The organism is Achromobacter aegrifaciens (assembly GCF_902859735.1).
GTDB classification, from domain to species: Bacteria; Pseudomonadota; Gammaproteobacteria; order Burkholderiales; family Burkholderiaceae_B; genus Achromobacter; species Achromobacter aegrifaciens.
Genome location: NZ_CADIJY010000020.1, coordinates 1 through 24,730, shown reverse-complemented (window position 1 = coordinate 24,730; position 24,730 = coordinate 1). Strand labels below are relative to the sequence as shown.

The 24,730-nt window shown below is 67.4% G+C and carries 24 protein-coding genes; 17 read left to right on the top strand and 7 right to left on the bottom strand.

What is annotated here, in order from left to right:
• Window positions 1-2 precede the first annotated feature (2 nt).
• On the top strand, window positions 3-221 hold the full coding sequence (locus HV766_RS28335) for a hypothetical protein (RefSeq protein WP_125472666.1): 219 nt from the start codon (window positions 3-5) through the stop codon (window positions 219-221).
• 31 nt (window positions 222-252) lie between these two features.
• On the opposite strand, the gene HV766_RS28330 is transcribed toward HV766_RS28335, so the two are convergent.
• A complete protein-coding gene (locus tag HV766_RS28330; RefSeq protein WP_175182250.1) occupies window positions 253-1,038 on the bottom strand; it encodes a 3-oxoacyl-ACP reductase in 786 nt (261 codons plus the stop codon).
• An 18-nt stretch (window positions 1,039-1,056) separates the two neighbouring features.
• The gene (locus HV766_RS28325) at window positions 1,057-1,860 is read right to left on the bottom strand and encodes a FadR/GntR family transcriptional regulator (RefSeq protein ID WP_054456557.1); all 804 of its coding nucleotides are present in this window, start codon (window positions 1,858-1,860) and stop codon (window positions 1,057-1,059) included.
• Window positions 1,861-2,105: 245 nt separating this feature from the next.
• Here HV766_RS28325 and HV766_RS28320 point away from each other — a divergent pair, with 245 nt between their 5' ends.
• Both HV766_RS28320 and HV766_RS28315 read left to right on the top strand, forming a co-directional pair.
• The gene (locus HV766_RS28320) at window positions 2,106-3,542 is read left to right on the top strand and encodes an aldehyde dehydrogenase family protein (protein WP_119449139.1); all 1,437 of its coding nucleotides are present in this window, start codon (window positions 2,106-2,108) and stop codon (window positions 3,540-3,542) included.
• A 90-nt stretch (window positions 3,543-3,632) separates the two neighbouring features.
• Window positions 3,633-4,337: a riboflavin synthase gene (locus HV766_RS28315; protein ID WP_054456559.1), complete on the top strand. Its 705-nt coding sequence runs from the start codon at window positions 3,633-3,635 to the stop codon at window positions 4,335-4,337.
• A 37-nt stretch (window positions 4,338-4,374) separates the two neighbouring features.
• On the opposite strand, the gene HV766_RS28310 is transcribed toward HV766_RS28315, so the two are convergent.
• The 3 genes from HV766_RS28310 to HV766_RS28300 all read right to left on the bottom strand — a co-directional run bounded on the left by HV766_RS28310 (window position 4,375) and on the right by HV766_RS28300 (window position 7,779).
• Window positions 4,375-4,896 carry a 2'-5' RNA ligase family protein gene (locus HV766_RS28310; protein ID WP_175182249.1) on the bottom strand — a complete coding sequence of 174 codons (522 nt, stop codon included), beginning with the start codon at window positions 4,894-4,896 and terminating at the stop codon, window positions 4,375-4,377.
• A gap of 64 nt (window positions 4,897-4,960) precedes the next feature.
• Window positions 4,961-6,454 carry a M81 family metallopeptidase gene (locus tag HV766_RS28305; protein WP_119449119.1) on the bottom strand — a complete coding sequence of 498 codons (1,494 nt, stop codon included), beginning with the start codon at window positions 6,452-6,454 and terminating at the stop codon, window positions 4,961-4,963.
• Window positions 6,455-6,477: 23 nt separating this feature from the next.
• A complete protein-coding gene (locus tag HV766_RS28300) occupies window positions 6,478-7,779 on the bottom strand; it encodes an MFS transporter (protein WP_054456562.1) in 1,302 nt (433 codons plus the stop codon).
• Window positions 7,780-7,974: 195 nt separating this feature from the next.
• Here HV766_RS28300 and HV766_RS28295 point away from each other — a divergent pair, with 195 nt between their 5' ends.
• Complete coding sequence (locus HV766_RS28295) at window positions 7,975-8,889, top strand: LysR family transcriptional regulator (protein ID WP_119449121.1); 915 nt, start codon at window positions 7,975-7,977, stop codon at window positions 8,887-8,889.
• A gap of 57 nt (window positions 8,890-8,946) precedes the next feature.
• Window positions 8,947-9,531 (top strand): spermidine N1-acetyltransferase, encoded by a 585-nt coding sequence (gene speG, locus HV766_RS28290; RefSeq protein WP_013393257.1) that lies wholly within the window; start codon window positions 8,947-8,949, stop codon window positions 9,529-9,531.
• Between the two features lie 60 nt (window positions 9,532-9,591).
• Here speG and HV766_RS28285 read toward each other — a convergent pair whose 3' ends face one another.
• The gene (locus HV766_RS28285) at window positions 9,592-12,000 is read right to left on the bottom strand and encodes a heavy metal translocating P-type ATPase (protein WP_225596763.1); all 2,409 of its coding nucleotides are present in this window, start codon (window positions 11,998-12,000) and stop codon (window positions 9,592-9,594) included.
• Between the two features lie 133 nt (window positions 12,001-12,133).
• Between HV766_RS28285 and cadR the strand changes: the two genes are divergently transcribed.
• From cadR to HV766_RS28255, 6 genes are all read left to right on the top strand, one after another.
• On the top strand, window positions 12,134-12,568 hold the full coding sequence (cadR, locus tag HV766_RS28280; RefSeq protein ID WP_054456564.1) for a Cd(II)/Pb(II)-responsive transcriptional regulator: 435 nt from the start codon (window positions 12,134-12,136) through the stop codon (window positions 12,566-12,568).
• A 188-nt stretch (window positions 12,569-12,756) separates the two neighbouring features.
• A complete protein-coding gene (locus HV766_RS28275; protein ID WP_054456565.1) occupies window positions 12,757-13,938 on the top strand; it encodes a CaiB/BaiF CoA transferase family protein in 1,182 nt (393 codons plus the stop codon).
• 81 nt (window positions 13,939-14,019) lie between these two features.
• Window positions 14,020-14,766, top strand: a complete 747-nt coding sequence (locus HV766_RS28270; RefSeq protein ID WP_054456566.1) for a FadR/GntR family transcriptional regulator — start codon at window positions 14,020-14,022, stop codon at window positions 14,764-14,766.
• Window positions 14,763-15,578 carry an enoyl-CoA hydratase gene (locus HV766_RS28265; RefSeq protein ID WP_119449125.1) on the top strand — a complete coding sequence of 272 codons (816 nt, stop codon included), beginning with the start codon at window positions 14,763-14,765 and terminating at the stop codon, window positions 15,576-15,578. The genes HV766_RS28270 and HV766_RS28265 overlap by 4 nt, the downstream gene beginning before the upstream one ends.
• Window positions 15,579-15,755: 177 nt before the next feature.
• Window positions 15,756-16,739 carry a Bug family tripartite tricarboxylate transporter substrate binding protein gene (locus HV766_RS28260; RefSeq protein WP_175182248.1) on the top strand — a complete coding sequence of 328 codons (984 nt, stop codon included), beginning with the start codon at window positions 15,756-15,758 and terminating at the stop codon, window positions 16,737-16,739.
• Between the two features lie 86 nt (window positions 16,740-16,825).
• The gene (locus HV766_RS28255) at window positions 16,826-17,419 is read left to right on the top strand and encodes a nitroreductase family protein (RefSeq protein WP_041653427.1); all 594 of its coding nucleotides are present in this window, start codon (window positions 16,826-16,828) and stop codon (window positions 17,417-17,419) included.
• Window positions 17,420-17,479: 60 nt separating this feature from the next.
• Here HV766_RS28255 and HV766_RS28250 read toward each other — a convergent pair whose 3' ends face one another.
• Complete coding sequence (locus HV766_RS28250) at window positions 17,480-17,806, bottom strand: hypothetical protein (RefSeq protein ID WP_175182247.1); 327 nt, start codon at window positions 17,804-17,806, stop codon at window positions 17,480-17,482.
• A gap of 144 nt (window positions 17,807-17,950) precedes the next feature.
• Here HV766_RS28250 and HV766_RS28245 point away from each other — a divergent pair, with 144 nt between their 5' ends.
• The 6 genes from HV766_RS28245 to HV766_RS28220 all read left to right on the top strand — a co-directional run.
• Window positions 17,951-18,463 (top strand): sigma-70 family RNA polymerase sigma factor, encoded by a 513-nt coding sequence (locus HV766_RS28245; protein WP_175182246.1) that lies wholly within the window; start codon window positions 17,951-17,953, stop codon window positions 18,461-18,463.
• The gene (locus tag HV766_RS28240; RefSeq protein WP_175182245.1) at window positions 18,460-19,431 is read left to right on the top strand and encodes a FecR family protein; all 972 of its coding nucleotides are present in this window, start codon (window positions 18,460-18,462) and stop codon (window positions 19,429-19,431) included. The genes HV766_RS28245 and HV766_RS28240 overlap by 4 nt, the downstream gene beginning before the upstream one ends.
• Window positions 19,432-19,492: 61 nt before the next feature.
• Window positions 19,493-21,889: a TonB-dependent siderophore receptor gene (locus tag HV766_RS28235; RefSeq protein ID WP_175182244.1), complete on the top strand. Its 2,397-nt coding sequence runs from the start codon at window positions 19,493-19,495 to the stop codon at window positions 21,887-21,889.
• A gap of 172 nt (window positions 21,890-22,061) precedes the next feature.
• Window positions 22,062-23,294 (top strand): 3-methyl-2-oxobutanoate dehydrogenase (2-methylpropanoyl-transferring) subunit alpha, encoded by a 1,233-nt coding sequence (locus HV766_RS28230; RefSeq protein ID WP_119449131.1) that lies wholly within the window; start codon window positions 22,062-22,064, stop codon window positions 23,292-23,294.
• A 2-nt stretch (window positions 23,295-23,296) separates the two neighbouring features.
• Window positions 23,297-24,340: an alpha-ketoacid dehydrogenase subunit beta gene (locus tag HV766_RS28225; protein ID WP_054456573.1), complete on the top strand. Its 1,044-nt coding sequence runs from the start codon at window positions 23,297-23,299 to the stop codon at window positions 24,338-24,340.
• 3 nt (window positions 24,341-24,343) lie between these two features.
• On the top strand, window positions 24,344-24,730 hold a 387-nt coding region (locus HV766_RS28220; protein WP_302476950.1), incomplete at its 3' end, for a biotin/lipoyl-containing protein.

The window sequence follows — 24,730 nt, the reverse complement described above, 5'->3', positions numbered from 1 at the left end:
CAATGAGAACCGGAGTGATCAGGCTCAACGGGCATCAGCTCGAATACGAACTCAGGCCGCTTGCGTCCCAGCAAGGCTACGAAGCCTGGGTGCGCACCGCGCCAGGCCGCGAATGGACGCGGATAGGCGTGGGCGATTCCGCCTTCGTGAGCGAGGACGCCGCGCTCAAGGGCATCAAGTACGCCGCAGTGGAAATCAGCGCGAGACGATTGCAGGCATAGCGCGCGGCGCGCCGTGTTGGCGCAGCGCGGCTCAACCCTTCACCAGTCCGCCGTCGACGATCAGGTTCTGGCCCGTCACAGCGCGCGACCAGGCGCTGGCGAAGAACAGCACGGCGTCGGCGAATTGCTCGGGCGTGGTGACTTCGCGCAGCGGCGTGCCCGCGGCAATCATGTCGAAGACCGCGTCCGGCGTGGCCGCCGAGGCGTCGGTGGTGCGCAGCAAGCCTCCCGACACCATATTGACGGTGATGCCGTCCGCGCCCAGTTCATGCGACAAGGTGCGGGTGAAGGCCAGCAGCGCCGCCTTGGCCGCGGTGTAGTCGTGGTACGGCACCACCGGGTTCTGGACCAGGTTGGTGCCCACGTTGATGATGCGCCCGCCGCCAGCGGTCCGCATGGCGGGCAGAGCGGCCTGCGTGGTGTTGAGCGCGGCGCGCACGCTGCCTTCCAGCTGCGCGTTCATCTGCGTCCAGTCCAGCGCGCCGGCATGCGGACGGGCATCGCCGTTGAACTGGAAGGCGGGCAGGGCGTTGTTGACGACGGTGGTCACGGGCTGGCCGAAATGCTTGGCGGCTTGCGCGAACATGGCGGCGACGGCGGCCGGGTCGCGTACGTCGGCCTGCAGCGCGATGGCGCGGTCAGGCGCACTGGCGGCCAGTGCCTGCGCGCGTTCGGCGCTGTTCAGATAGTTGACGACGACCTTGGCGCCTTCGCGCAGGAAGGCGCGGGCGATGGCGGCGCCCAGGCCGCGGCTGGCGCCGGTGACGACGACGAGCTGCTGGTTCAGGTCCAGGGAGGGGCGTTGTTGCGATGACATGTAGTTAAGGCTTCCTGCTCAATGTTCCGAGCCGCTGTTCAGCATGCGGCTGCGGGCTTTTTCAATATGGGCGCGCATGACGTTGCGCGCGCCTTCGGCGTCCTGTTCCTGGATCAGCCGGTAGATGTGGCGGTGTTCTTCGATGGCGGCGCGGGTGCGCTTCCAGGGTTCGCTGTGGACCAGGTGGCGCATGACGTTCACGGCGTGGCTGACGTCGTACTCCAGGGATTTCAGCACCTGCACGAAGCGCTGGTTGCTGGTGGCCGCGGCGATGGCGCGGTGGAATCCGTAATCGTGATGGTGGGCGATGGCGCCGGAAGCGTCGGCTTCTTCGTAGCCGGTCAGCATGCGGTCCATTTCGCGCAGGTCTTCGTCGGTGCGGCGCAGCGCAGCCAGGTAGGCGCATTCGGGCTCGATCACCATGCGCAGTTCCAGGCCTTCCAGGATATGGCCGACGCGGCGCGCCGGGTCGACCGCGGGCATGCCGCCCATCAGGTCGGGTTTTGCGCGTACATAGGTGCCCGAGCCGCGGATGGAGTCCACCAATTGGTCTTCGCGCAGCCGATCCAGCGCCTGCCGCACCACCGGTCGCGATACCTCGAATAGCGCGGCCAGCTCCAGTTCCGTTGGCAGCTTGTTGCCGGGCGCGATCTTGCCGGTGGCAATGGCATAGAACAGGCTTTCGTAGACGCGCTCGGCAAAGCGTTCGGCGCGCACGTAGCCCAGGCCCGAAGCCACTTCCGCCAGCACGTCCAATTCAGGACGGGGGCGGTCCACGGCTTGCAGCAGCGATTCCAGCTGTGGATCCCGCACATTGCTCATCGTCATTCCTACATGCATTGCCGGGCTTGTCAGTCACCATGACAAATCCGGGGTGGCGTTAAGCCGCTGAATTATTAGGGATTACCCGAGGTGGTCGGGAAATATCCTGACTCTTGGGACAAAAGCTGTCAATTCAATTGACAAGTTGCGGCGCGCTCCCGTACCTTGATCCGAAACCAAAACGCAACCCGCGCGCGACGCCATATCCCCGCAACCGGCCGTTCGGCCGCTACTTTACTCCGCACATCGTGACTCAGAAGAACTTTATCGCCAACCAATGGGTGGCCGCCGCCACCGGTGAAACCATTCCCGTCCTGAACCCGTCCGATGGCAAGCCCTTCGAGGCGATCGCGCGTTCGGGCGCGGCGGACGTGGACCGCGCCGTGACCGCGGCGCGCGAGGCTTTTGAAGGCGAGTGGGGCCAGATGGCGCCCGCTGCGCGCAGCCGCCTCTTGATGCGTATCGCCTTTGCGCTGCTGGAGCGTCAGGAAGAGCTGGCGCAGCTGGAATCGGCCGACACCGGCAAGCCCATCAAGCAGGCGCGCGCCGACGCCGCCGCCGTTGCCCGCTACTTCGAGTTCTATGCCGGCGCGGTCGACAAGCTGCATGGCGAGACCATTCCCTACACCCCGGGCTTCACCGTGCTGACGGTGCGCGAAGCTCACGGCGTCACCGGCCACATCGTGCCCTGGAACTATCCGCTGCAGATCTTCGGCCGCAGCGTCGGCGCGGCCCTGGCCGCGGGCAACGCGTGCGTGGTCAAGCCCGCGGAAGACGCTTGCCTGTCGCTCTTGAAGCTGGCGGAGATCGCGGCCGAGGTCGGCCTGCCGGCAGGCGCCTTGAACATCTGCACGGGTTATGGCCATGAAGCCGGCGCGGCGCTGTCCGCCCACCCGGGCATCGACCACATCTCGTTCACCGGTTCGCCGCAGACGGGCAAGATGGTGGCGCATGCCGCCGCCGAAAACCACGTGCCGGTCACGCTGGAACTGGGCGGCAAGTCGCCCCAGATCGTGTTCGACGATGCCGACCTGGACGCCGCCATGCCGGTGCTGCTGGCCGCCATCATCCAGAACGCGGGCCAGACCTGCTCGGCCGGCAGCCGCGTGCTGATCCAGCGCGGCGTGTACGAAACGGTGCTCAAGCGCCTGTCCGACGCGTTCTCGGCCACCGTTACCGGTCCGGCCGCGGCCGACCTGGACGTGGGCCCCCTGATCAACGCGCGCCAGCAGGACCGCGTGCGCGGCTTCCTGGCTGAAGCCGAAGCTGAAGGCATGAAGGTCGCGGCCCGCGGCAAATTGAAGGAAGGCACGCCCGAGGCCGGTTTCTACCAACCGCCCGTGCTGTTCCGCGACGTGCCGCCCAACAGCCGCCTGGCGCAGGAAGAAGTCTTCGGCCCGGTGCTGGCCGCCATGGTGTTCGACACCGAGGAAGAGGCGCTGGAAATCGCCAACGGCACGCTGTACGGCCTGGTGGCCGGCGTCTGGACCCGCGACGGCGGCCGCCAGCTGCGCCTGGCGCGCAAGCTGCGCGCAGGTCAAGTCTTCATCAACAACTACGGCGCTGGCGGCGGCGTGGAGCTGCCTTTCGGCGGTTCGCGCCAGTCAGGCTATGGCCGCGAGAAGGGCTTTGAAGCGCTGTACGGCTTCACCACCCTGAAGACGATCGCCATCCGCCACTGATCCCGGCTTGCGGGCGGCCCGGCCCCTGGCAAAATATCGGTTAACGTTGATGTTTTGCTTCAGGGGCGCCGCCCCGCATTCAGGATCCGTATGTTCACCGGTATTGTTCAAGGCACCGCGAAGATCGCCAAGATCGCGGATCGCGAAGGCCTGCGCACTTTCACGCTGGATTTCCCCCCTGGTTTTTGCGTGGACCTGGCCATTGGCGCCAGCGTGTCCACCGATGGCGTCTGCCTGACCGTCACGGAAATCCTGTCCGAGAACCAGGCCACTTTCGACGTCATGCTGCAAAGCCTGGCCATCACCACCCTGGGCAGCTACCAGGAGGGCGACCGCGCCAACGTCGAGCGGGCCGCCAAGGACGGCGCCGAGATCGGCGGCCATCCCTTGTCCGGGCACGTGGATTTCACCTCTGAAGTGGTGATGGTGAAGTCGTCCGATACCAACCGCCTGATGCGCTTCAGCATCCCCGAGGCATTCCGCAAGTATGTCTTCGCCAAGGGCTATATCGCCATCAACGGCGCCAGCCTGACCGTATCGGAGGTCAACCGCGTCGAGGGCTGGTTCGAGGTCTGGCTGATTCCGGAAACCCGCCGCATGACGGTGTTCGAGGACAAGCAGGTGGGCGATTTCGTCAACATCGAGATCGAACGCAGCACCCAGGTGGTGGTCGATACCGTGCGCGAAACCGTGCAGGAAAGCCTGGGCAAGCTGCAGCCGCTGCTGGAAGCCATCCTGAAGGAAAAGGGGCTGACGCTGGAAGACTTCGTCAGTCCGCAGGGCAAGCTGAAGTAGTGAGCGGGGGCGAGCGGGGCAGGCGGCGCCTGGCCCCTCAGCCGGAAAGCCGGGCCGAAGTCAGGTCCGTCAGCACGCCATTTTCCAGGACAGCCATCGTCAACTTGTCGACCGTGCCGCGGATTTCAAGTCCGTTGCGGTTCAATTCATCGCACAGCGATTTCATCAGCGCCCGGTTGGTGGACGACCCCATGGTGATGTGCGGCACATAAGGAATGTCCAGGCGCAGGGTCGGCGCCAGCACCTGGCGGTACAGGGCGTCATGCAGCCGCGACAGCTGGCTGTGGCCTTCATCGGGAACCAGGTACGCGTAAGCGTGCGCGGGGTCGGCCCCCAGCATGGCGTAACGGCATACGAAGTCTATCGGGCCGTTCAGGCCGGCGACCTCTTCGAGGTGCTGCTGGTAGGCCTGTTCGTCGATGCCCGCGCAGCCGAATGCCATGGTGAAGTGCGCCTGCACCAGCGGATGCTGGCCGTCATGCTGGCGCCGGAACTCCTCGATGAACGCGGAGTCCGACGCGCCGAGGCGCGGATAGGCGAGCGTATGGAGCTTTTTCATGCTTCCAGTCTGCCACTGCGCCGCGCGAAAGCAAACCCCGCCGGCTGGCGGCGGGGCGGGGCGTTCAGTAAGAGAACGGCTTGCCTTGCGGCCGCACGCGGATGCCGGGCTGCAGCCGGGTCCAGGGCAGGTCGGCCGGGTCGGCCTGCATCGGGCCGGGCGCCTTGGCCACCAGCACTTCGTGGGCGATGGGCTGGAAGTCCGCGCGGAAGTGCACGGAACTCTTCACCACCAGTATCGCCATCTCCTCGGGCTGCACGCCGCCGACGCGGAACAGGTTGCGGTCCAGCATCTGCGACTTGGTGGCACTGACCACCACCCGCACGCCGCCGATGCGCAGGCCGGCCACGGCTTCCAGGTCCACGTCCATACCGTTCATCATCGGCCCGTCAAAGCGCAGCTTGCCGGGCGACAGGGTTTCGACCACGAACTCGCCTTCGAAAGCGGAGTCGCCCGCCACGCCCGATTGGCCTCCCAGGCTCAGGCGGACCTTGCCGCCGATGCCGGCCGCGGTGGCCTGGCGTACCGCCTCGGGGTCGTAGAACAGCCCCAGCGCGGCATTCTGGGCATCGGCCTGCACCAGCGCGCGCAGCATGCCGGTGGTATTGGCGTCGCCGCCCGCGCCCGGATTGTCCTGCGTGTCGGCGATGACCACGGGGCGCGATGCGCCCGCCGCCAGCGCCTGCGCGCGGCGCACGGCCTCGGACGGATCGAGGAAGTCGGGCGACCATTGCGGCTCCAGTTCCAGCACGCGCTGGTACAGGGTTTCGGTCACGCGTTCGACGGCTGCCGCATCGGTGCCGTAGGCCCAGACCACCGGGCCGCACTCGGGGAAGTCCGCCGCCGGAAAGCCGGGCGCGAACGAGATGGAGGCCACGCCCGGGGTCTGCTCCAGGCTTTCCAGCAGCTCGTACACACCCTTGGACGGCTGCAGCATCGTGCACATGCCGTTGATCGGAATCAGGAAGGGCAGGCGGCGTTCGCTGCGGCTCCAGCTGTCGCCGGCCGCGATGCGGGCCTGCAGCAGGCGCGCCGCGTGTTCGCCGGTGTCGGCCATGTCCACATGCGGATAGGTGCGGAACGCGGCCAGGCCGTCGGCTTCCTGCAGCATCTGCGCGGTGACGTTGGCGTGCAGGTCCAGGCTGGCGATCACCGGCACGTCGGGCCCGACGATCTGGCGCACGCGCGCCAGCAGTTCGCCTTCACCGTCGTCCAGGTGTTCGGCGACCATGGCGCCGTGCAGGTCGAGGTAGACGGCGTCGTAGCTGCCGTTGCGGGCCGCGTCCAGGATTTCGCCGGCGATTCGTTCGTAGGCGTCGCGGGTTACATGGGCCGAGGGGCTGGCGCCCGCCCAGATCACGGTCTCGACCGTATGGCCCTGGGCCAGCGCCGCGTTGATGAAGCCGCCAGCGGGGATGTTGACCTCGCGCAGCGCCAGCATGTCCTTGCCGCGCACCATGGCGGGGAATCCTTCGCCGCGCACGAAGTTGTCGTAGGCGGCGAGCGACGGCGCGAAGGTGTTGGTTTCGTGCTGGAAGCCAGCAACCAGAATATGCATGATCGTTTCCTGTGAGTTGGACTTCAGGCGCGGGCGGGCGCGGAACGGGGCGGACGGTTCACCAGCAGGAGCAAGGCGCCTGCCACCAGCAAGGCGGAGATCACGTACAGGCCGCCAGCCAGCGTGCCCGTGGCTTCCTTGGACCAGCCGATGATGGACGGGCTGAGGAATCCGCCGAGCAGGCCGATGCTGTTGATGAGGGCGATGCCGCCGGCTGCTGCCTCTCCTTTGAGGTACTGGGAAGGAATCGCCCAGAATACCGTGTAGGAGGCCCACATGAAGCCCGTGGCCAGGGTGATGGCGCTCAGGGATAGCGCGAATTGCGTCGGCGCGGCGGTGGCGATGCACAGGGACACGCCGGCCAGGAGCGCCGGAATCAGCGTATGCCAGCGCCGTTCCTGCATGCGGTCCGAGCTGCGCGCGAACCACAGCATGAAGACCGCCGCGGCGATGTAGGGGATGGCGGAATACAGGCCGATCTCCATGGTGTCGTGCACGCCCGCCAGCTTGAGCAGAGTGGGCAGCCAGAAGCTGACGGCATAGATGCCGCAGATCAGGCAGAAGTAGGTCAGGGCCATGCCGTAGATGACGGGGTCGCGCAGCACCTGCTTGAAGGCGTGCTTCTGCTGCGTGCCGCGGGTCTCCAGGTCGGCCGCCAGCAGCGCTTTTTCCTCGGCGCTGAGCCACTTGGCCTCGGCCGGCTTGTCGTCCAGGTAGCGGTACGCGATGACGCCCAGCAGCACGCAGGGCAGACCTTCCAGCAGGAACATCCATTGCCAGCCGTCCAGGCCGTGCGCGCCCGAGAACGCGGTCATGATCCAGGCCGACACGGGGCCGCCGACGATGCCGCCGATGGGGCCGGCCAGCATCACCACCGCCATGACGCCGGCCATGCGCGACTGCGAGTACCAGTAGGTCAGGTAGAAGATCATGCCGGGCGCGAAGCCGGCTTCGAATACGCCCAGCATGAAGCGCAGGACGTAGAAGCTCCATTCGCCCTGCACGAACAGCATCGAGGCCGAGGTCAGGCCCCACAGCACCATGATGCGGCTGATCGTGCGGCGAGCGCCGATGCGGGTCAGCAACAGGTTGCTGGGCACTTCGAAGATGACGTAGCCCAGGAAGAAGATGCCGGCGCCCAGGCCGTAGACGGCGTCGGAAATGCCGATGTCCTGCTGCATCTGGAGCTTGGCGAAGCCGATGTTGATTCGGTCCAGGTAGGCAAAGACGTAACAGAGCAGCAGGAAGGGCAGCAGGCGCCACGTGATCTTGCGATAGAGCGGGGCCAGGCGCGGGTCCGCGCCCGGCGTGGTCGGATGGGGCATTGCATGTCTCCTCGCGCGGGTCTGGCGCCCGCGCTGGCTGGGGTTGGGCCGGAAACCCTGTGGCTTCCGCGGCCGCCATTATTGGAAGACAGGGGCGTTCCGAACAATGACCGGGGTGATAAATTATCGTTGCCCTGTGGGCAACGCTTGAATCACCTTCAACCGGCGCCACCAGGCGCCCCAGGAACGCGGGACATGCAGGAAATCAGCCAGGTCCGCCTGAAGTACTTCAACGAGGTCATGGCTTGCGGCTCGATACGGGGCGCGGCCGACAAGCTGGATACCGCGGCCTCCGTGATCAGCCGGCAGATCCAGCTGCTGGAAAAGGAACTGGGCGTGCAGTTGTTCGAGCGGCGCTCGCGCGGGCTGACGCCCACCGAGGCCGCCGATATGCTGCTGGAGTACCACCGCGGCTGCCGCGCCCAGCAGGAGCATCTGAATGCGCGCCTGCAGGAATTGCGCGGCATGCAGCGCGGCAACGTGCAGCTGATGATCAGCGAAGGCTTTATCGACGGCCTGATGGAACACGTGGTCGGGCCGTTCTGCATCGAATATCCGCAGATCAACATCAGCGTCAACGTCGGTTCGGTCAATGAGGTGGTCGAGGCGGTGGCCTCGGACGCGGCCCACATCGGGCTGGCCTACAACCCGCCGGTGGACCCGCGGCTGCGCTGCCGCGCCAGCCGCAAGCATCCGGTCTGCCTGCTGGCGGGCCGCGGCCATGCCCTGGCCGCAAGGCGCGGGCCGCTGACCATCGCCGACATCATGCCGTATCCCTTCGCGCTGATGTCCGCGCCCTACGGGCTGCGCCAGGCGGTGGACCTGCTGGAATTCACCGAGCGCATCCATCTGACGCCCAGCCTTACCACCAATTCGCTGCGCGTACTGAAGCAGTACGCGATGACAGGAGCGGGCGTGACGCTGATGCCGAACCTGGGCGTGCATCATGAGCTGGCCAGCGGCGAACTGGTGGCGATTCCCATCGCGCATCCCATCCTGAGCGCGCCCGAATGCCAGGCGCTGCTGCGGCTGGGGCGGCCGCTGTCGTCCGCCGCCAATGAGGTCATGCGGCGCATAGAACAACGCCTGCCGGCGTTCTCGGGCGGCTGAGCGCCAGCGCGCCGGGCCGCGCCCGCTTACAATGGGCGCACTTTCGGAGGTATCACCATGTCGGTCACAACCGATATCAAAATACGCCCCCTGGAGCGTGGCGACCTGCACTTCGTGCACAAGATCAACAATAACGACGTCATCATGCGTTATTGGTTCGAAGAGCCTTACGAGGCCTACGACGAACTGGTCGCCCTGTATGACCGCCACTTGCACGACCAGAACGAGCGGCGCTTCATCATCGAGCACGACACCGGGCAGCCCGCCGGCCTGGTCGAGCTGGTGGAAATCGACTACATCCACCGCCGCGCCGAATTCCAGATCATCATCGCGCCCAGCTATCAGGGCCGGGGCTACGCCAAGGCGGCGACGCGCATCGCTGTGGGCTATGCCTTTCGCGTGCTGAACCTGCACAAGGTCTATCTGGTGGTGGACAAGGACAACACCGCCGCCGTGCACATCTATGAGCGCTGCGGCTTCCAGATCGAAGGACTGTTGAAGGAAGAGTTCTTTTCCAACGGCGGCTATCGCGACGCCTACCGCATGGCGCTGCTGCAGCACGACCATCTGCGCGACGTGGGGCCTGGCGCGCCGGACGCGCCGGTGCTGCGCGACTGGCCGCAGGAAGAGCAGGCGGGCTGAGGCCTGCTTTTCCCGGCGGCCATGCAATGCATGCGCCACCGGGAATCGGACTGCTCCGCGTCAGTGTGCCGCAGGCGCCGCCCGCAACAGCCGCAGGCCGTTCGCCACCACCAGCAGGCTCGCGCCCACGTCGGCGAACACCGCCATCCACAGCGTGGCGTTGCCGGTCATGGCCAGGGCCAGGAACACGGCCTTGATGCCCAGCGCCAGCGCGATGTTCTGCACCAGCACGCGATGCGTGGCGTGGGACAGACGCAGGAAAGTGCCGATCTTGCGCAGGTCGTCGTCCATCAGGGCCACGTCCGCCGTCTCGATGGCGGTACCGGTGCCCGCCGCGCCCATGGCGAAGCCGATGTCGGCGCGCGCCAGGGCGGGGGCGTCGTTGATGCCGTCGCCCACCATGCCGACGCGGCCGCCAGACGCCAGCTTGCTTTCGATGGCGGCCAGCTTGTCTTCGGGCAACTGGTCGCCGCGCGCTTCGTCGATGCCGACTTGTTGCGCGATGGCTTGCGCGGTGGGCGTGTTGTCGCCCGTCAGCATCAGGGTGCGCACGCCCAGGGCGTGCAGGTCCGCGATGGCGGCGGCGCTGGTCGGCTTGACCGTGTCGGCCACGGCGGCTACGGCCAGCACGCGATTGCCGTCGGTCAGCGCGATGGCGCTCTTGCCCTGGCGTTCCAGTTCGTCCAGGCGCGCTTCCAGCTTGGGGCTGGAGACGCCCAGTTCGCGCATCAGACGGCGGTTGCCCAGCTGGAAGGTCACGCCGTCCAGCGTGGCGCTGACGCCGCGGCCGGGCAGGGCGGTGAAGTCCTGCACGTCCAGCAAGGCCGTGCCGGCGTCGCGCGCGGCATTGGCCACGGCCAGCGATACCGGGTGGTCGGAGCGGGCGGCCAGGCTGGCGGCGACCAGCGCGGCCGGCTGGCGGCTTTGGTCGGACACGTCCCAATCCTGGATGTCGGTCTGCACCGGCTTGCCGTGGGTCAGGGTGCCGGTCTTGTCCAGCGCCAGCCATTTCAGGTTGCGGCCTTCTTCGAGGTACACGCCGCCCTTGACCAGGATGCCGCGGCGCGAGGCCGCGGTCAGGCCGCTGACGATGCTGACCGGCGTGGAAATGACCAGCGCGCAGGGGCAGGCGATGATCAGCAGCGCCAGGGCGCGGTAGATGGCGTCGAACCAGGGCTGGTTCCAGAACAGCGGCGGCAGCACCGCCACCAGCACCGCGATGCCCACCACGGCCGGCGTATAGATGCGCGAGAAGCGGTCGATGAAGCGCTGGGTCGGCGCGCGCGCGCCTTGCGCCTGTTCGACGGCGTGGATAATGCGCGCCAGCGTGGTGTTGCCGGCGGCCGCGGTGACGCGGTATTCGAAGGAGCCGGCCGCGTTCACGGTGGCCGCGTAGACCGGGTCGTCCTGCGTCTTTTCCACGGGCAGGCTTTCGCCGGTGATGGGGGACTGGTCCACCGCCGAGCTGCCGCTGACGATGATGCCGTCGGCGGCGATGCGTTCGCCCGGGCGTACCCGCACGATATCGCCCACCTGCAATCTGGCGGCGGGCACTTCCAGCCAGTCGCCATTGGCCTGGCGCACGGTCGCCGTTTCCGGCGCCAGGTCGAGCAGGCCACGGATGGCGTTGCGCGCCCGGTCCAGGGAGCGGGCTTCGATCAGTTCGGCCACGTTGAACAGGAACATCACCATCGCCGCTTCTGGCCATTGGCCGATCAGCACGGCGCCGGTGACGGCGATGCTCATCAGGGCATTGATGTTGAGGTTGCCGTTGCGTACGGCGATCCAGCCCTTGCGGTAGGTGCTGATGCCGCAGGCCAGGATGGCGGCCACGGCCAGGGCTGCGGTGACGCCCAGCGGCCAGCCGGCGAAATGCGACAGTTCCGACAGCGCGGCCAGGACGCCGGAGCCGCCGATCAGCCACCAGTTCACCGGTTTGGCGGCAGGGGCTGGCGTGCCAGGAGCGTTGTCGGCCAGGGGCTCGGGCGTCATGTCCAGCGACTTGATGGCGGCCATGACACGGTCCAGCGCGCCTTCGGCGTGGACCACGGTCAGCACGCGCTGCATCAGGTTGAAGTCCAGCGCGTGGACGTCGGCCATGTTGTCGAGCTTTTTGCGGATCAGCGTTTCCTCGGTGGGGCAGTCCATCTGGCCGATGCGCAGGCGCGCCAGCGACTGGCCCGGGCCCGCGGTAAGCGTGGCCGCGCCGGCGCCCGAGACGGTGAAGGGCTGGCCATCGCCATGGCCGCAGCAGGCGTCGCCGCCGTGGTCGTGCTTGTGGCTGCGATCGTGCTTGTGATCGTGCGCGTGGTCATGGCCGGCATGGTCGTGGCTGTGATCGTGGCCCGCGTGGCTGTGATCCGCGTGATCATGGCCCGCATGATCGTGTCCGGCCTGGGCCTGGGCGTTCTTGGCGGGCGCGTCGCAGCCGTCGTGCGCGCAGCAGGCGCCGCCTTGCCCGGCGGGCATATGTTCGTGTTTTTTGACCGGAGGTAAAGACATCGTCCTCTGCCTTGAAATAAGCTGGTGACGCTATTCCACACCTTGGAGTTACTATAGGGTCAACCCCCTATATCAATCGGATGCGATCCGGGAGGCAGCGATGCGTATCGGCGAATTGGCCACGGCGGCCGGAACCACGGTCGAGACCGTCAGGTATTACGAGAAAGAAGGGCTGTTGCCGGCCCCGGAAAGGGGACTGAACAACTACCGCAGCTACGGCCAGCCCCATCTGGAGCGGCTGCGCCTGATCCGCAACTGCCGCGCGCTGGACATGACGCAGGACGAGATCCGCGCCATCCTGTCGCTGGCGGATAACCACCAGAGCGGTTGCGGCCCCATCAACGAACTGTTCGACGAGCACATCTCCCACGTGGATGAACGCATCGCCGAACTGACCCAGCTCAAGACCCAGCTCACGGAATTGCGCCAGCGCTGCCTGTCGGCCCGGCCCGACACGGAAGACTGCGGCATCCTGCATGGCCTGAGCGAAATGCAGGTCGAAGAGCGCCAGGAACGCCACACGCACCTGGGCTGACAGCGGCCCTGGACAGGGCGGCATCACGGAGCACGGGCCTGATGGCCTAGGGAAAACCCGCCGCGCAAAAAGCGCGGCGGCGTCTTGTTGCGTCCAAAATCAGCATGTAAGATGTCCAACATCCAACAAATAATGACAAGGCAGCCGCGGTCGACGATTGGCGGCGCCATACAGAGAGGCAGACAAGCATGGATTCCAAGCCCTTGGGCCGATTCACCGTCCTGGACCTGACGCGAGTGCGCTCGGGTCCCGCCGCCGTGCGCCAGTTCGCGGACTGGGGCGCCACCGTCATCAAGATCGAAGAGCCGGGCGACGAGCAGGACGACAAGCCGGGCGGCTCCGCCCAGTTCGCGGACTACCAGAACACCCACCGCAACAAGCGCAGCGTCACGCTGAACCTGAAGCATCCGCAGGGCCGGGCGCTGTTCCTGGACCTGGTGCGCCAGGCCGACGTGGTGGTGGAAAACTACCGGCCCAACGTCAAGTTCAAGCTGGGCATCGACTACGAGACGCTGCGCCAGGTGAACCCGCGCATCGTCTACGCCAGCGTGTCCGGCTTCGGCCAGGACGGCCCCTACGCCGGACGCCCGGGGCTGGACCAGATCGCGCAGGGCATAGGCGGGCTGATGTCGGTGACGGGCGAACCCGGCCGCGGCCCCATGCGGGCGGGGATTCCGGTGGCGGACCTGACCTCCGGCCTGTTCTGCGCCATCGGCATCTTCATCGCGCTGCTGGAGCGCGAGGTGTCGGGGCAAGGGCAGTGGGTGCAGACATCGCTGTTGCAATCGCAGGTCTGGATGATGGATTTCCAGGCGATGCGCTGGCTGATGAACGGCGAGGTGCCTGGCCAGAGCGGCAACGACCATCCCACCAGCAGCCCGACCGGCGTGTTCCCCACCAGCGACGGCTATATGAACATCGCGGCCATGGGCAACGACATCTATGCGCGCCTGTGCCGCGTGCTGGAATTGCCGGAACTGATCGAGGACGAGCGCTTCCTGACGGTACCGCTGCGGGCGCGCAACCGACCCGCGCTGAACGCGGCCATCGGCGCGCGCACCGCGACCCGGCCCACCGCCGAATGGATAGCGCTGATGAACAAGGAAGGCGTGCCTTGCGGTCCGATCCTGGGCATGGACCAGACATTCGAGGATCCGCAGGTGCGCCACCTGGGGCTCAGCCGGGAGATCCGCCATCCCGCGCTGGGGCCGATTTCGGTGGTGGGGCAGCCCATGATCCTGAGCCGTTCCACCACCGGGGAAATGGCGCCCGCGCCCGAACGCGGCCAGCACAACGGCGACGTCTATGGCGGCATGCTGGGATTGGCGCCTGCCGACTTGCAGCAGCTGGCCCGCGAAGGCGTCATTTAAGGGATACGTCCAGGCACCGAGCATAAAATCGCCGCCAAGGCCGCCCGCGTATCCGGCGGCCCAGACGGAGACAGCCCAGACATGAACGCACCATCCACCGCCGCCGCCGACCAGGTCTTTTCCAGCCTGGGACGCCCCGACAACCTGCCGGACGAGATCGCTTCGCAGATCCGCCAGAAGATCGTGGCGCGCGAATTCGAGCCCGGCCAGCGCCTGCCCACCGAGTTCGAGCTGGCGCAGATGTTCGCCGTCAGCCGCAATGTGGTGCGCGAGGCGATCGCGAGGCTGAAGCTGTCGGGGTATGTGGATACGCGGCGCGGCGTGGGGTCCTTCGTGGCGCAGGACGTGGGCACGCGCAATTTCGAAATCGCGCCGGAAGACCTGCTGCAGCCCGAGCCGCTGGCGCACATCTTCCAGCTGCGCGTGGAACTGGAATCCGGCGCGGCCGCGCAGGCGGCCCTGCACCGTACCCCCGAACAAATCGAAACCCTGCGCCAGGCCCTGCAACGGGTCGACGCGGCAGGCAATGACTGGCAGGCAGGCGCCGACCACGCGCTGGACTTCCACATGGCCGTGGGCGAGGCCACCAACAACCCTTATTTCGTGCGCCTGTTGGCGCACCTGCGCCACGTGTTCCGCGGCGCCGTGCGCACGCTGCGCTACACCAGCGCCGGCACCGAGCGCGTGCCGGAAATCGAACGCGAACATCACCGCATCTTCGATGCCATCGTCGCCGGCGACAGCGAGGCAGCGCGCCTTGCCATGCGCGTCCACCTGACCAACGGCATACAACGGCACCAGACAGTCATACAAGGAAAGCAACCGTGACCATACAACGCATTCTGCAGGGCGACATTACCGACAACATCGTGGCCGAGAAGCGTGGCGCGATAGGTTGGCTGACTTTCAACGATCCGCAGCGGCATAACGCCGTATCGTTCGCCATGTGGGAAGCGGTGCCGGTAGTGCTGGAAGCTTTCCGCCAGGACCCGGAGATCCGGGCAGTGGTGCTGCAGGGCGCGGGCGGCAAGGCCTTCGTCAGCGGCGCCAACATCTCGCAGTTCGACAAGCTGCGCAGCGGCGAGGACGCGGTGGTGGAGTACGAGCGCGTGGCCGAAACCGCGCAACTGGCGCTGTACGACTACGACAAGCCCACGATCGCGTACATCCAGGGCTATTGCATCGGCGGCGGCCTGAACATTGCCCTGTGCTGCGACATCCGCATCGCTTCCGACAACAGCAGCTTCGCGATTCCCGCAGGCAAGCTGGGCCTGGGCTACCGCCTGACCGCGATCCGCAACCTGGTGACGGCGGTCGGCCCGGCCAACGCGCTGGAAATCTTCCTGACGGCGGCGCGCTATGACGCCCGCGAAGCCAAGGAACTGGGCCTGATCCGCAGGGTCGCGCCGGTGGACGAACTGCCGCAGGTGCTGGAAACCATGCTGGCCCAGATCCAGGCCAACGCCCCGCTGACGCTGCGCGCCGGCAAGAAGATGATCCGACAGCTTCAGCAGCTGGGACCGGAGGTCGACGTGGAAGGCATGCGCCGTCTGGTGCTGGAGTGTTTCGAAAGCAATGACTACCGCGAAGGCCGCAAGGCGTTCGCGGAAAAGAGAGCGCCGGTGTTCACCGGTACCTGATCTCCGGCCGCGGGCCGGATTCCCTACGCGGCTTTCAGGTCCGCGCCGTCGCCGGCGCGGCCCGGGGAGGCTTGCGTCCTGAATTCGCCGCGGACCGGATCAACCCGGCCACCGATCCCACCGGGGACGGCCTGGCCATAGACCGCGCAGCAGAAGCGCGGCGACGAGGAGACAGACATGAAAGCGGTTTATCTGAGGGCAGGCCTGGCTGGCTTGGCGGCGTGGCTGTGCGCGGCGCCGCTGCACGCGCAGGGGGCGTACCCAAGCCAGCCGGTGCGCATCGTGGTGGGCTACGCCGCCGGCGGCACCACGGACATCCTGGCGCGGGCGCTGGGCGAGCAGTTGAGCAAGGAGCTCAAGCAGCCCGTCATCATCGAGAACAAGGCTGGCGCCGCCGGCAACATCGCCGCGGCCTCCGTGCAGCAGGCCGCGCCGGATGGCTACACCTTGTTCATGGCGACCGTGTCCAGCCATGGCATCAATCCGGTCGTGTACAAGAAATCGCTGGGCTACGACCCGGTGGGCGGCTTCGCGCCGGTCAGCATGATCGCATCCATCCCGCTGGTGCTGGTGGCCAATCCCAAGCTGCCCGTGGCGTCGGTGGCCGACCTGGTCAAGCTGGCGCGCGAGAAACCGGGCGACCTGAACTATTCCTCCAGCGGCAATGGCTCGCCAGTGCACGTGGCCGGCGCCATGTTCGCCTCGGAGGCCAAGGTGCAGATCCAGCACGTGCCGTACCGCGGCGGGTCGCTGGCCAATTCCTCGGTCATGAGCGGCGAGACCCAGTTCAGCTTCGCCACCTTGCCGGCAGCCTTGCCGCAGGTTCGCGCGGGCGCGCTGCGCGCCCTGGCCGTGACCACCCGCGACCGTTCGGCCGAACTGCCCGATGTGCCCACGGTGGCGGAGGACCCGATGTTCAAGGGCTACGAGATCAACACCTGGAATGCGTTGATGGCGCCCAAGGGCACGCCCGATGCGGTGGTGGCGGTGCTGAACCAGGCGGTGGCGCGCTCGCTGGCCGTGCCGGCCTTGCAGACCCGCTTCAAGGGCGAGGGCGCCACGCCCGGCGCCAGCAGCCCGGCCGAGCTGGGCCAGTTCGTCAACGCGGAGCTGACGCGCTGGGCGGGGGTCATCAAAGAGGTCGGCATCCAGATCGAATGACCTCTGGCGGTCCGGGGGGATGACGGCCTGGGGCGGCGGAGTGGCGTAATATGAATTGTGTTTCTTTCTCATTGACGCCCGATCCGATGACCACGACCCAGACCGCCACCCCGCTGCACGCCCTGAATACCCGCCGTTCCTTCAAGTTCCTCCGCGCCCCGGCGCCCAAGCCCGAGGAACTCGAACAGATCCTGCAGGCGGCGATGTCGGCGCCCGACCATGGCGCCTTGCGCCCGTGGCGTTTCGTGGTGATCCAGGGCGAGGCCATCGGCAAGCTGGCCGATCTGGCGTTGGACGCCGTCAAGCGCAGCGGCGATCCGCGCATGACGCCGGAAAAGGAAAAGTCGGTGCGCGAATGGATGGCCGGCGTGCCGCTCTTCGTCGCGGTGGCGCAGAAGATTGCGCACGACAACACCAAGATCCCGGAGCAGGAACAACTGCTGGCCACCGGCGCCGCCACCATGAACCTCCTGAACGCCGTGCACATGCTGGGCTACGGCGCGTTCTGGAGCACTGGCATCGGCACCTACGTCGAAGACGTGCAGAACGCGCTGGGCCTGGACGCGCTGGACTACCGTTTCCTGGGCTTTCTGGCCATCGGCACCCCGGCTTGCGCCGTACCGCCGGCCAACCGCCCGGACTACCGCGAATTCGTCACGGAGTGGACCGGTCCGGTCTGAGGGCGCCGTCCTGGATGAAGCAAACCGGCCCATGGCCGGTTTTTTTATGGCATCTCCGGCTTAGCGCCGGCCCGGGATCGGCCGGAATGCGGCGCGCACGAGCTTCTCCAGGCCCCAGCCCGCGAAGTAGAAGAGGGCCAGCGTGGGCAGCCCGATCAGCAGATAGCCGCCGACCCAGGACAGGTCTCCCAGCAGGCGGTCCAGGTTCAGTTCATGCAGCAGCGCCAGTTGCGGCGCCAGCGGCAACTGCAGCAGCACGAAACGCCCCTTGTCATCGCCGTCGGCCGAGAGCGCGCCGGCAACGCAGAGGATGACGATGGCGAGGTACAGCGCGGCGAAGACGATGCCGGTCCAGCAGAACCATCTTGAGGCTGTCGATCCGGGCACGTGGCTTTCCAGGGAATCAGGGACGGCAAGTATAGAGCGCTCCAAGCCTGGGATGGGGCTGGCGGGGCGCATGCCGCGCTTGCGTGGCGGGGAATAAATAACAATAATTCTTATTTTTATTGACCCGCTACCGCGCCTTCCCCCATGTCCCATTCTGCGCAGCCGACGCAGCCTACCGCCGCCCAGCTGTACGAGGCCCATCATCCATGGTTGCAGGAATGGCTGCGCCGCCGGCTGGGCTGCCGCCACGATGCGGCCGACCTGGCGCACGACACCTTCGTGCGGGTGCTGACCGGCAGTCGGGCCGAGGTCATCCGGGAACCGCGCGCCTTCCTGACCACGCTGGCACAGCGCACGCTGTACACCTTCTGGCGTCGCCGCGAACTTGAGCGGGCCTATCTCGACAGCCTTGAACTGCTGCCGCAGGCTCATGCGCCCAGCGAGGAACAACGCGCGCTGGCGGTCGAGGCCCTGATGCAGATAGACCGCGCCCTGCAGCGCCTGCCGGCGCGCACGCGCCAGGTCTTTCTGATGAGCCAGCTGGAAGAACTCACGTATCCGCAGATCGCCGAGCGCCTTGGCGTGTCGGGCATCACCGTCAGGCGCTGCATGAAACAGGCCGTCACGCTCTGCGTCGCGGCGCGCCTGGCGGCATGAGCGGGCCCACGCTGCCGGCGGACCTGGAGGCCGCGGTCGACTGGATGGTGCTGTTGTCGTCGGGCGTGGCTGGCGACGCCGACCGTGCCGGCTTCGACGCCTGGCGCCGCGCCGACCCGCGCCACGCAGCCGCCTGGGAGACGGTCGCCGCGGCGTTGAAGAACACGTTCGCGCCGTTACCCGACGGGGTCCCGGCACGCGCCGCGGGAGCCGCCCTGGCTACCGCGCCGGCGCGGCGTCGGGCCTTGCGCAACGCATTGGGGCTGGCATTGGCGGCCGGGGGCCTGGCTGTCCTGGTCGACCGGCAGACGCCATTGCGCACGTTGGCCGCCGATCTGCATAGCGGCACCGCCGAGCGCAGCACGCACACATTGCCGGACGGCAGCCTGCTGACCCTGAACGCCCGCTCCGCGGTGGACCTGGAATTTGGCGGCCGCGCCCGCGTGCTGCGGCTGCGGGCCGGCGCGGTGTACGTGCGGGTGGCGGCCGATGCTGCACGGCCGTTCATCGTCGCCAGTCCCGATGGCGAGGTGCAAGCCCTGGGCACGGTGTTCGGGGTGGCGCGCGATGAGCGGGGCAGCATCGCCAGCGTGATTGAACACAGTGTCGAAGTGCGCGCGGCCGGCCAGCGGCGGGTCCTGGCGGCGGGCGAGGGCGCGCGTTTCGGCGCGGATGGCGTCGGCGCGCCGGACGCCGCGCTGGCCGAGGCTGCAGCCTGGCGGGACGGCATGCTGGTGGTGCGCGACCGGTCGCTGGGCGAGGTGGTGTCGGCCTTGCGGCCGTACCGGCGCGGTTTCCTGCGTATCACGCCCGAAGCCGCCCGGCTGCGGGTGCTGGGGGCCTTTCCCCTTGACGACACCGATCAGGTGCTGGAGTCCTTGCGCCAGACCTTGCCGATCGAGGTGCGCGCGCTGACCGGCTGGCTGGTCAGCATCGACCTGCGCAGCCCGTCAGTCGAAAAAAAATGATCGCTTGCGCCGGGTCCGCTGGACATACCTCCTGAAGCACACACTTGCAGCAGGAGATTCCATGTTCCCCGTTCGTTCCGCGCCGCGCCTGGCGGCCGCGTTCCTCATTGCCCTGGCGGTGCCGGCCGGCACCGCCCAGGCGCAATCCAGCACCCAGGCGGGCGCATCCGCCGCGCTGCGCTACAACCTGCCGGCTGCGCCGCTGGCCGACACCTTGACCCGCATCGCGCGCGAGAGCGGCCGTGCCGTGTCGGTCGAGCCGGCGCTGGTGGCGGGTCGCCAGGCCCCCGCCGTGGTCGGCGTCTACACCGCCGAACAGGCCTTGCGGCTGGCCCTGATGGGTAGCGGGCTGGAGCTGCGGATCACCGCCAACGGCACCTTCAGCGCGCAACCCCTGCCGCAGGGCGGCGCGGCCATGCTGGAGCCCGTGCGCGTGACCGCCGCGGCCGAATCGCCCACCGGCCACGTCGACGGTTACGTGGCCCTGCGCAGCATGGCCGGCGCCAAGACCGACACGCCGCTGATCGAGACGCCGCAATCGGTGTCGGTGGTCACCAGCGACCAGATCCGCGTCGTCAAGGCCGCCAGCGTCGCCGACGCGCTGGGCTACACGCCGGGTGTGGCGGCCCAGTCGCCGGCTTTCAGCCGCATGGTGGACGACCTGATGTTGCGCGGCTTCAACGTGGCCACCGGCAATTCGGGCCTGCTGCGCGATGGACTCAAGCTGCAGTCCAACGTCTACGATGGCGGCCAGGAACCCTATGGACTGGAACGTGTCGAGGTGTTGCGCGGCGCGGCCTCGGTGCTGTATGGCCAGCTCACGCCGGGCGGGGTGGTCAACACCGTCAGCAAACGCCCGACCACCGAGCCGCTGCGCGAACTGAACCTTGAGACCGGCAGCTACGCCCGCCGGCAGGTGTCGGGCGATTTCGCTGGCGCGCTGACGGAAGATGGCACCTGGTCCTATCGCCTGACCGGCCTGGCGCGCAACGCCGACAATTGGGTCGATCACGTGCCCGACGATCGCACCTACCTGGCGCCGGCCCTGAGCTGGCGGCCCAACGCGGCGACCTCGCTGACGCTGCTGGCCAGCTACCAGCGCATCCGCACGCGTTTCGCGGCTCCGATGCCGGCGGCCAACACCTTGAACGGCCAGATCCCGCGCGACCTGTTCATCGGAGAACCGGACTTCGATCGCTATGACACTGACACCTACACCGCCGGCTACGTGTTCGAGCACGCCTTCAACGAGCGCGTCAAGCTGCGCCAGAGCGCGCGCTACTTCACCGCTTACGGCGAGTGGGACTATCTGTCGTTCGGTGGCCTGCAACCCAATGGCACTACGCTGCGGCGCGGGGTTGTGAGCCGAACCGAGAACTCGTATGGCATCGCCGCCGACACCTCGCTGGAATTCAAGCTGGAGGGGGGCGGGTTGCAGCACACGGTGCTGGCAGGCCTGGACTATTACCGCAGCAACTACGACACCAGCCGCCACTCGGGCACGGTGGCGCCCTTGGGCGACATCTATCATCCCGTCTATGGCGCGGTGCCGGTGGTGAACACCGCGCGCAACAACGGCTTCGTGACGCGTTCGAACGGCATCGGCTTCTACCTGCAGGACCAGATCAAGATCCATGACCAGTGGGTGGTGGTGCTGGGCGGGCGCCAGGACTGGGCCGATACGGACCAGCGCAGCCATGCCAGCGGCGCCGCCACCCGGCAGCGGGACACGGCCACCACCGGGCGGGTCGGCCTGGTGTACCTCGCGCCGGCGGGCCTGGCGCCTTATGTGAGCGTGAGCCAGTCTTTCGCGCCCACCGTGGGCATGGACCGCGCCGATAATGCCTTCAAGCCGACCAAGGGCGTGCAGTACGAATTGGGTCTGCGCTACGAGCCGCCTGGCAGCGACATGCTATACAGCGCTGCCGTCTATGACCTGACGCAGACCAACGCCCTGACGGCCGATCCGGTGGATCCGACCTATTCGGTGCAGACCGGCAAGGCGCGCTCGCGCGGCCTGGAACTGGAGGCCAAGGCGCGGCTGGGGGCGCTGAACCTGACCGCGAGCTATGCCTACACCGATGCGCGCACCATCCGCAGCACCTTGCCCGAACTGGTCGGCCAGCGCACCACGCTGGTGCCGCTGCATAGCGCCGCGGTGTGGGCCGACTACAACCTGACGGCGGCGGGCGTGCCCGGGCTGACCCTGGGCGCCGGCGTGCGCTACGCCAGTTCGACCAACCTGCCGGGCTATCCCGCGGAGGTGCCGGGCCAGTTCCTGGTGGACGCGATGGCCGCGTACGACTTCGGCGCGGTCTCGCCCCAGTTCAGCGGCCTGTCCTTGACCGTGAACGCGCGCAACCTGTTCAACCGTGGTTACCTGTCGTGCGCCGGCGCCACCGGTTGCCGCTACGGCGATCCGCGCACGCTCTACGCGACTCTCAGCTACCGCTGGTAGCGAGGCCCGGCGCGGCCCCTGTCTCGGGGCTGCGCCCTGTGCTACTCTGGCTGCCGGTCGTGCATGTTCATCCCTTTGCACCGGCCGACGATGGCAATGTCCGAGGTCACCCCCTTGGGCAGTGTCTTGGTAAGAAGAATGCGCATGACACGATCAAGCGTGGAGACAATACATGAGCCAATATGGGCCGTTGAAGTTGCACGTCCCGGAGCCTACAGGGCGCCCGGGTTGCAAGACCGATTTTTCCTACCTGCACCTGTCGCCGCCCGGCGATGTGCCCAAACCCTCCATTGATGTTGCCGCGGTCGATACCGGCGGACTGGCATACAGCCTGGTCCGGGTGATCGCGGACGACGGCAGCGCCGTCGGACCGTGGGCGCCGCAACTCAGCCACGAGCAGCTGCGCGCGGGCATGCGCAACATGCTGAAGACGCGTCTGTTCGATGCGCGCATGCTGACCGCCCAGCGCAAGAAGAAGATCTCGTTCTACATGCAGAGCCTGGGCGAAGAGGCCATCGGCACGGCCCACGCCATGGCGCTGGAGCAGGGCGACATGTGCTTCCCGACCTACCGCCAGCAAAGCATCCTGCTGGCGCGCGACGCCTCGCTGGTCACCATGATGTGCCAGTTGATGTCCAACGAACGCGATCCGCTCAAGGGCCGCCAATTGCCGGTCATGTACTCCGACCGCGAACGGGGCTTCTTCAGCATCTCGGGCAACCTGGCCACGCAATTCATCCAGGCGGTGGGCTGGGGCATGGCCTCGGCTATCAAGGGGGACACCCGCATCGCCTCCGGCTGGATCGGCGACGGCGCCACCGCCGAGGCCGACTTCCACACCGCACTGACCTTCGCCCACGTCTACCGCGCGCCGGTCATCCTGAACGTGGTCAACAACCAGTGGGCCATCTCCACCTTCCAGGCGATCGCCGGCGGCGAGGGCGCGACCTTCGCGGGCCGCGGCGTGGGCTGCGGCATCGCCTCGTTGCGGGTGGACGGGAACGATTTCCTGGCGGTCTACTCCGCCTCGCGCTGGGCCGCCGAACGCGCCCGCAGCAATCTGGGACCGACCCTGATCGAATGGGTGACCTACCGCGCCGGGCCGCACTCCACGTCCGACGATCCCTCCAAGTACCGCCCCGGCGACGACTGGAGCCACTTCCCGCTGGGCGATCCGATCGCGCGCTTCAAGAAGCACCTGATCTCGCTGGGCATCTGGTCCGACGAAGAGCATGAAGCCGTCAAGGCCGAGCTCGACGCCGAGATCCTGGCGGCGCAGAAGGAAGCGGAAAGCTACGGCACCCTGGTGGACGGCCACGTTCCCAGCGCCGCCAGCATCTTTGAAGACGTGTACAAGGACATGCCGGAGCATCTGCGCCGGCAGCGTCAGCAGCTCGGAGTCTGATCATGGCTATCGATAACAACGCTGGTCCGGCCTCCGCGCCGATGACCATGATCCAGGCTTTGCGCTCGGCCATGGATGTGATGCTGGAGCGCGACAACAACGTGGTGGTGTTCGGGCAGGACGTCGGCTATTTCGGCGGTGTGTTCCGCTGCACCGAAGGCCTGCAGACCAAGTACGGCAGCTCGCGCGTGTTCGACACGCCCATCTCCGAAGGCGGCATCGTCGGCGTGGCGGTGGGCATGGGCGCCTACGGCCTGCGTCCCGTCTGCGAGATCCAGTTCGCCGATTATTTCTATCCCGCTTCGGACCAGATCGTGTCCGAGGCCGCGCGCCTGCGCTACCGCTCGGTCAACGAATTCGTCGCGCCCATGACCATCCGCATGCCTTGCGGCGGCGGCATCTACGGCGGCCAGACGCACAGCCAGAGCCCCGAGGCCATGTTCACGCAGGTCTGCGGGCTGCGCACGGTGATGCCGTCCAACCCGTACGACGCCAAGGGCCTGCTGATCGCGGCCATCGAGAACGACGACCCGGTCATCTTCCTGGAGCCCAAGCGGCTCTACAACGGCCCGTTCGACGGCCACCATGACCGGCCCGTCACGCCCTGGACCGGACGGCCGGGCAGCGTGGTGCCCACCGGCTACTACACCGTGCCGCTGGATACGGCAGCCATCGTGCGCCCCGGCAACGCGCTGACCGTGCTGACCTACGGCACCACCGTGCACGTGTCGCTGACGGCCGCCGAGGAAACCGGCATCGACGCCGAGATCATCGACCTGCGCAGCCTGTGGCCGCTGGACCTGGACGCCATCGTCAACTCGGTCAAGAAGACCGGCCGCTGCGTGGTGGTGCACGAAGCCACGCGTACCTGCGGCTTCGGCGCCGAGCTGATTTCGCTGGTGCAGGAACACTGCTTCCATCATCTGGAGGCGCCCGTGGAGCGCGTGACCGGCTGGGATACGCCGTATCCCCACGCGCAGGAATGGGCGTACTTCCCCGGCCCGCGCCGGGTCGGCGAAGCGTTCAAGCGCGCGATGGAGGGTTGAGAGATGGGTATTCATGTCATCAAGATGCCCGACATCGGCGAAGGCATCGCGGAAGTGGAACTGGTCGCCTGGCACGTGAAGATCGGCGACATGGTGGCCGAGGACCAGCCGCTGGCCGACGTCATGACGGACAAGGCCACGGTCGAGATTCCCGCGCCGGTGGTCGGCCGCGTGGTCGCGCTGGGCGGGGACGTGGGCCAGGTCATGGCGGTGGGCGGTGAACTGATCCGCCTGGAGGTCGAAGGCGAGGGCAACCTGAAGCCGGGCGCCGATGCGCCGCCGGCCAAGGCGGCTGCGGCTCCCGCTGCGGCACAGCCTGCCGCCGCAGCGCCTGCGCCGCAGCCCGCGCCAGCGCCGAAGGCTGAGCCTGCCGCACCCGCGAAACCGGCC

Excerpts from the sequence above, each read along its gene's own strand:
- HV766_RS28335 (WP_125472666.1), top strand. The coding sequence starts at position 3 with ATGAGAACCGGAGTGATCAGGCTCAACGGGCATCAGCTCGAATACGAA.
- HV766_RS28330 (WP_175182250.1), bottom strand. The coding sequence starts at position 1,038 with ATGTCATCGCAACAACGCCCCTCCCTGGACCTGAACCAGCAGCTCGTC.
- HV766_RS28325 (WP_054456557.1), bottom strand. The coding sequence starts at position 1,860 with ATGAGCAATGTGCGGGATCCACAGCTGGAATCGCTGCTGCAAGCCGTG.
- HV766_RS28315 (WP_054456559.1), top strand. The coding sequence starts at position 3,633 with ATGTTCACCGGTATTGTTCAAGGCACCGCGAAGATCGCCAAGATCGCG.
- HV766_RS28310 (WP_175182249.1), bottom strand. The coding sequence starts at position 4,896 with ATGAAAAAGCTCCATACGCTCGCCTATCCGCGCCTCGGCGCGTCGGAC.
- HV766_RS28305 (WP_119449119.1), bottom strand. The coding sequence starts at position 6,454 with ATGCATATTCTGGTTGCTGGCTTCCAGCACGAAACCAACACCTTCGCG.
- HV766_RS28300 (WP_054456562.1), bottom strand. The coding sequence starts at position 7,779 with ATGCCCCATCCGACCACGCCGGGCGCGGACCCGCGCCTGGCCCCGCTC.
- HV766_RS28295 (WP_119449121.1), top strand. The coding sequence starts at position 7,975 with ATGCAGGAAATCAGCCAGGTCCGCCTGAAGTACTTCAACGAGGTCATG.
- speG (WP_013393257.1), top strand. The coding sequence starts at position 8,947 with ATGTCGGTCACAACCGATATCAAAATACGCCCCCTGGAGCGTGGCGAC.
- HV766_RS28285 (WP_225596763.1), bottom strand. The coding sequence starts at position 12,000 with ATGCCCGCCGGGCAAGGCGGCGCCTGCTGCGCGCACGACGGCTGCGAC.
- cadR (WP_054456564.1), top strand. The coding sequence starts at position 12,134 with ATGCGTATCGGCGAATTGGCCACGGCGGCCGGAACCACGGTCGAGACC.
- HV766_RS28275 (WP_054456565.1), top strand. The coding sequence starts at position 12,757 with ATGGATTCCAAGCCCTTGGGCCGATTCACCGTCCTGGACCTGACGCGA.
- HV766_RS28270 (WP_054456566.1), top strand. The coding sequence starts at position 14,020 with ATGAACGCACCATCCACCGCCGCCGCCGACCAGGTCTTTTCCAGCCTG.
- HV766_RS28260 (WP_175182248.1), top strand. The coding sequence starts at position 15,756 with ATGAAAGCGGTTTATCTGAGGGCAGGCCTGGCTGGCTTGGCGGCGTGG.
- HV766_RS28255 (WP_041653427.1), top strand. The coding sequence starts at position 16,826 with ATGACCACGACCCAGACCGCCACCCCGCTGCACGCCCTGAATACCCGC.
- HV766_RS28245 (WP_175182246.1), top strand. The coding sequence starts at position 17,951 with ATGTCCCATTCTGCGCAGCCGACGCAGCCTACCGCCGCCCAGCTGTAC.
- HV766_RS28240 (WP_175182245.1), top strand. The coding sequence starts at position 18,460 with ATGAGCGGGCCCACGCTGCCGGCGGACCTGGAGGCCGCGGTCGACTGG.
- HV766_RS28235 (WP_175182244.1), top strand. The coding sequence starts at position 19,493 with ATGTTCCCCGTTCGTTCCGCGCCGCGCCTGGCGGCCGCGTTCCTCATT.
- HV766_RS28230 (WP_119449131.1), top strand. The coding sequence starts at position 22,062 with ATGAGCCAATATGGGCCGTTGAAGTTGCACGTCCCGGAGCCTACAGGG.
- HV766_RS28225 (WP_054456573.1), top strand. The coding sequence starts at position 23,297 with ATGGCTATCGATAACAACGCTGGTCCGGCCTCCGCGCCGATGACCATG.